The sequence below is a fragment of the Bartonella sp. MR30HLJHH genome (genome assembly GCF_042194195.1).
Taxonomy (GTDB): Bacteria; Pseudomonadota; Alphaproteobacteria; order Rhizobiales; family Rhizobiaceae; genus Bartonella; species Bartonella grahamii.
The window spans coordinates 1-5,083 of record NZ_JBHIMO010000037.1; the positions used below are offsets into that span (position 1 = coordinate 1).

At 41.8% G+C, this 5,083-nt stretch carries 4 protein-coding genes and 1 pseudogene; 2 read left to right on the top strand and 3 right to left on the bottom strand.

The window, feature by feature from the left end:
* Positions 1-242: 242 nt before the first annotated feature.
* Positions 243-557: a type II toxin-antitoxin system HigB family toxin gene (locus ACFIKR_RS08625; RefSeq protein ID WP_317993618.1), complete on the top strand. Its 315-nt coding sequence runs from the start codon at positions 243-245 to the stop codon at positions 555-557.
* Positions 554-910 (top strand): type II toxin-antitoxin system HigA family antitoxin, encoded by a 357-nt coding sequence (locus ACFIKR_RS08630; protein ID WP_156851753.1) that lies wholly within the window; start codon positions 554-556, stop codon positions 908-910. The genes ACFIKR_RS08625 and ACFIKR_RS08630 overlap by 4 nt, the downstream gene beginning before the upstream one ends.
* Before the next feature lie 97 nt (positions 911-1,007).
* Here ACFIKR_RS08630 and ACFIKR_RS08635 read toward each other — a convergent pair whose 3' ends face one another.
* The 3 genes and pseudogenes from ACFIKR_RS08635 to ACFIKR_RS08645 form a co-directional block, all read right to left on the bottom strand.
* A complete protein-coding gene (locus ACFIKR_RS08635; RefSeq protein ID WP_375657859.1) occupies positions 1,008-1,826 on the bottom strand; it encodes a DNA adenine methylase in 819 nt (272 codons plus the stop codon).
* A 560-nt stretch (positions 1,827-2,386) separates the two neighbouring features.
* On the bottom strand, positions 2,387-3,772 hold the full coding sequence (locus ACFIKR_RS08640; RefSeq protein ID WP_375659564.1) for a Bgr_08870 family protein: 1,386 nt from the start codon (positions 3,770-3,772) through the stop codon (positions 2,387-2,389).
* Positions 3,773-3,785: 13 nt separating this feature from the next.
* Positions 3,786-5,083, bottom strand: a pseudogene (locus ACFIKR_RS08645) (DUF4815 domain-containing protein); the annotation flags it as partial.

Sequence of the window (5,083 nt, forward strand, 5' to 3'; positions counted from 1 at the left end):
GATTGAACCGCGCGAAGGGGACGGGTGCCGTCGTCAACCTCGACAACTTCAACACCGTGTAGAAAACCTGTTGCCATACTTTATGCTCCTTTAAATGAGGGGTGAATGAAAATGAATGGGAAAAATGAGAGGTAAAGAGCCGCTCTTGAGAAAGGTTTGTTTTCAACAAGCACTTTCTTTTTATAAATATCTTGACTTAGTCCCAAAATGGTACTAAGATTGATAAAAATCAGGATACACTTATGAAAATTGTTAAAATCTCCACACTTCAAACTTTTTGGGCTCGATATCCTGATGCTGAACAACCGTTAAAAGCATGGGTAGATGAAGCTAAAAATGCGCAGTGGCGTTCTCCTCATGACATTAAAGAGAAGTATAAAAATGCAAGCATATTAAAGAATAATCGTGTTGTTTTTAATATTAGAGGCAATGATTATCGTTTAGTTGTTTCAATCTTTTATCCAGCAGGTTGGCTTTATATAAAATTTATAGGGACACACAAACAGTATGATGCAATTGATGCTAATACTGTAGAACTAAAGGAATTTAAGAAATGAATATCAAACCACTTCGCACTGAAAGAGATTATCAAGAAGCTTTAGAAATTGTGTCTGCAATGTTTGACAATCAACCTAAAGAGAATACTCCAGAATTTGATCAAATGGAGGTTCTTGTGTTGTTGATTGAAGCGTATGAAGCAGAACACTATCCTGTTTCTCCTCCTCACCCGATTGAAGCTATTAAATTTAGAATGGAACAAATGAACTTAAGTGCTAAAGATCTCGTTCCTGCGATTGGTCATTTAAATCGTGTTTATGAAATCTTGAGTGGTAAAAGAAAATTAACACTGCGCATGATTAAAAACTTGCACCAACAGTTCAATATTCCACTAGAAAGTCTGATAGCTTAGGTTTTATACTAATTTATTTTTTTGAAAGATTTTTAAGGGGTTTCAAAAGGTCTTCAAAGATCATTTAAAGACCCTTTAATATGTATTATTTCTCGTTTTAGAAATCGCAATTTGAGATGATCAGCTCTTGAGCCGGCATTGGATTATTTGAACCACATGTATAAGATGTATTCACTTCTTTTAGTTTAAATTGGCTAAAGGTTTTTCGGATCTCTGGCACATCATTGAGAGACAGAACAAACTTTCCCTTTAATTGTGCAAGCAGTGTGGACATCGTCTGGTAATCCTCTCGCTTAAACAAATCCTTGCCATAGCAATTCTCAACGCCCCAATAAGGTGGATCAAGGTAAAACAAGGTCGTTGGCCGGTCATAACGCCTGATAAAATCAAACCAATCTAAATGTTCAATAGTGACACCTGATAAACGCCGGTAAATAAGCTTTAAGAACCCTTCAAGTTTGAAAGAGTTAAACCGTGCACCACGGTGGGGATCAACTCCAAAGGTACGCTTTGCCACCTGCCCACCAAAACTCAACCGCTGTAGATATAAAAACCGCAAAGCTCGCTCTAAATCCGTAAGCGTCTTTGGATCTTGTAACGTAAAACGTTGAAACGCCTCACGGCTGCTAATCTGGAACTCCAACAGATCCATAAAAGGGTGATAATGGCGTTGCAACACCCGAAAAAAATTCACCACATCGCCTGAGCGATCATTGATGACTTCATATAAGGGAATCAATTTCCGCCTAAAGAATATTCCTCCCATGCCAACAAAAGGTTCGGCATAAGTGCGATGGGGAATGCCTTCAATGATTTTGATAATGGTTTTTGCCAACTTTATTTTGCCACCAACATAAGCGGCAGCTGGTTCTATAGGATCAATAGATTTTAATTTTTCTTTACAAAGTGTATCCATCATTTTTTAACACTCTTTCATCTATAGTAGCCATCTTCTCACTGTTTCCAAGTGATAAGAAGTGGCTGCGATGTTGAGTTGAGTTGCATCGGACGGGTTGGTCGCTAAACTTCTCCCGTTGGCTGGACTACCAGCCCAGCCTCTATTTTTGTTTCTTTCTTTGGTTTGGAGTTTCTAGGATAATTTCTGTGATATATCTGCTTGATTTCTCATAGCGATAGGTTATCAGAGCGGCTTGCCAAGAGTCGTTGATCTCTTTACAAAATTTTTGAAGTAGAAGAGGGGATTAGTCATGATTTCGGGGCATCCCTCTAGAGATAAAGAATGACTTCACTACAGTGCAGCAGAGACTATTCACTTCTGTTGCCATCTTGTTCTCCAAATTAAAGAAGAGACTATAACAACCATCATCATGCTCCATAAGCCTGACACTGTCAGTCAAAAAAAGCCCTTTCAAAGGGCTTTTAAAGAGCGATAAAAGGACTTAAAAACATATAAACCTGCTTATAGAACAGCTATCCATTTGACTTCTGTCGTATCTTGGTTACTTGTGCATCCATTTATTCTTTCCATAATCTTATAAGAACAGCGCCATCAGCACCAGCACCACTTGGAGAAGAATCGTCATGAGCACCAGCACCGCCACCACCAAAACCACGCCCTGCTTTTCCCGAACTATAGGAACCTTTGCCTAGTCCTCCAGCGCCACCACGTGATGTATCGCCCCCAGCATTTCCCCCATTCCCACTTGTTTTACTCGTAATTCCATTCGTTCCAGCATAACCATTTCCGCCTTTGGCAATTCCTAGATGTTCGTCTGTTGCTAAACCAAAGTTTCCACCTGTACCTCCAGCGCCACCAGAGCCTGAATAGTAGGTAGTCGTACTACCACCAAATCCCGAATGAGAGGTATAGGAGTAAGCACCTCCACCACCTTTTCCTCCTGTAGCGGTAATAAAATTCTTTCCAACGGCTGTTATTCCTCCAGACTTACCTGTTACAGTCCGCCCTGAAACAGAATCTCCTCCTTTACCAATAGCGATATTCTCATGACCCTTTAAACTCGCTTTATAACCATACCATACCGTACAACCGCCACCGCCGCCACCGCCTCCTAAGTAATAAGAATAACCACCCCCACCACTGCCGCCGCCACCCCAGGCTGTAATTTCGACTTTGGTTTTATCCGTTACCCAGTCTGGCCACTCAATTTTTCCATCCTGCGTATAGAGCAATTCAGCATCGGCAAGAGCCGGCCAATTGGTGATTTTATCGGTCAAATCTTTTTTAAGACTCTTTATCTGTGCCAAGATGGCTGCATCCACTTGCGCTTTCGTATAAACAAGATCTCCATCGACTTTTAAAGGTCCTTTAAGCAAGCTACCACTCGCACTTAAGTTTGTGACCACTTCACCATTATGGGTGAGATTAAACGACGAATTACCCAACAGTTCTAAACCACCATTTATAGTAACTTTACTGGTAAATTTATTATAACTTTGCCATTCATTTGGGCTTGCTAGGCGCCCATAGCTTGTGAGATCTTCATTAAGCTTGACTCTAAATTTATCGAGCCCCACAATATCTTCAATCTTATGTTGATGAGAGCCAAGCAAAGATACAGCACTGCCAAAGGTGAAGTTATTATTGCTTGATTTATAGAGAACATAATTATTTGCGGCATCTTTTGCGCCTTCGATATCGCTTAAATCAGCAAATGAGAAAGTTTTATCCGCTGCCATTTTGCCTTTGAGAGCTGCTTCAAGATCTGCAACATCACTTATGCTATGCGTGTGCTGTAAAGGTGCCTTTCCCTCTACCTTTTCCTCAACATCTGCAATGGCTTGATCAATTTTGGTCAAGTTTTCCCGCAAGATTGGGAATTCAGAACTGATAAAGCGTCCTTCTTTCGGCAATTCCATGTCGAGTTTTTTGGTTTTGGTCATCTCTGTTCTCCCCTCATAATATGCCGGCGCCAAAATCACTCAGCATTGACCGTGCCGCCGGTCCACCGGTAAGGGTCAATTTCAAACGTGCTTGTTTGGCTGTTTTATCGCTGCTTACAAATTTGCGCTCTGTCCAAAGAGGCTCGGATAACTGCTCTGTTTCGTCGAGTTTCAAAGGGGTGAAAGCCCCATCATCCAGCTGCATCTCCAGTGAAAAGGTTGCACCGCCCGGTAAAAAGGTTTTGATATAGCTGGTCAACCTTGCCTTTTCCCCAAAGGTGAAAGCACGGGTGACATAAGTGGCTGTTTTATGAATTTTCCCCGCAATCAATTGAACAGGAGCAAACAAAATAGGTGAGAGCTTCTCTGTCCCTTTGAGAATGGCGCGAAGCTTTACCTTTTCACTGATATATTCAGTAAGGCTTAGCAATTGAAAGGGAAGGAGTTGATAAACCGTGCCATTGTTTCGTTCAATTTCAAAGATGACAGAACAATCGCTTGAAGGCAATTCAATGGCTGCACGTATTTGTAAATCAGAGCAGTCCACAAGATCAAAAGTGCCTAAGTCTACGACTTTTTCTGTTTGTGTGTAGCGTGCGGCTAGCACCCTAAAGGCTAAAGCCTCATCTTGATGAGCAGTCCAGCTTTGTGCGTTAACTGAAGAAAATCGTGGTCCCGTTACATAAGGGTGGCTTGAAACATATCTCTGATGTTCTGCATCAAAATCCCCAAGCTTTGCCAGTGAGACAGAATGATTACTATCATCTGTCTTAATAACAAAAGCTGTTAAGCGGTCATCGGGGACAAGGAGTGGTACATCATAGCGTGCCTCTGCCCACCCTAGCTTTGCGCCCTTCATGGAATAAAAGCTTTGTGCTTGGATATCGGCGGTCGGATAACCGTTTTCAGTGGTGACCAAGTCAATCACCAAATCATGGTTTTGATTACCGATTTTGCAAAGATGAAAGTCAATACCGGTGATTTGCCGTGTTTCATCGGGGGTAAAAACTTGCGCTTGTGGGTCAAATTTCGTCCATATCTTCACCGTTGTGGTGCGCCGCATCACTTTTACATCAATCACGCCTTGACCGGTAAAAAGACCTGTTGCAATTGTTCCACCCATTCCCCGTGCCACAACATTTTTTGTGCCAGCCGTAATATTTTGTGGAATCGTGAAAGTGCCCTCAAGGGTGCCTTGTCTATCGGCAACAAGGCGGCTCGTTGGCAAGACATTCACACCATCAAAGGTAAGACTTTCCAAGATTTCGCTACTGCCAAAGCCTTCAATTTTAAAGTGAAGGGTAATTTGTC

Coding starts and splice junctions, on each gene's coding strand:
- ACFIKR_RS08625 (WP_317993618.1), top strand. CDS start 243: ATGAAAATTGTTAAAATCTCCACACTTCAAACTTTTTGGGCTCGATAT.
- ACFIKR_RS08630 (WP_156851753.1), top strand. CDS start 554: ATGAATATCAAACCACTTCGCACTGAAAGAGATTATCAAGAAGCTTTA.
- ACFIKR_RS08635 (WP_375657859.1), bottom strand. CDS start 1,826: ATGGATACACTTTGTAAAGAAAAATTAAAATCTATTGATCCTATAGAA.
- ACFIKR_RS08640 (WP_375659564.1), bottom strand. CDS start 3,772: ATGACCAAAACCAAAAAACTCGACATGGAATTGCCGAAAGAAGGACGC.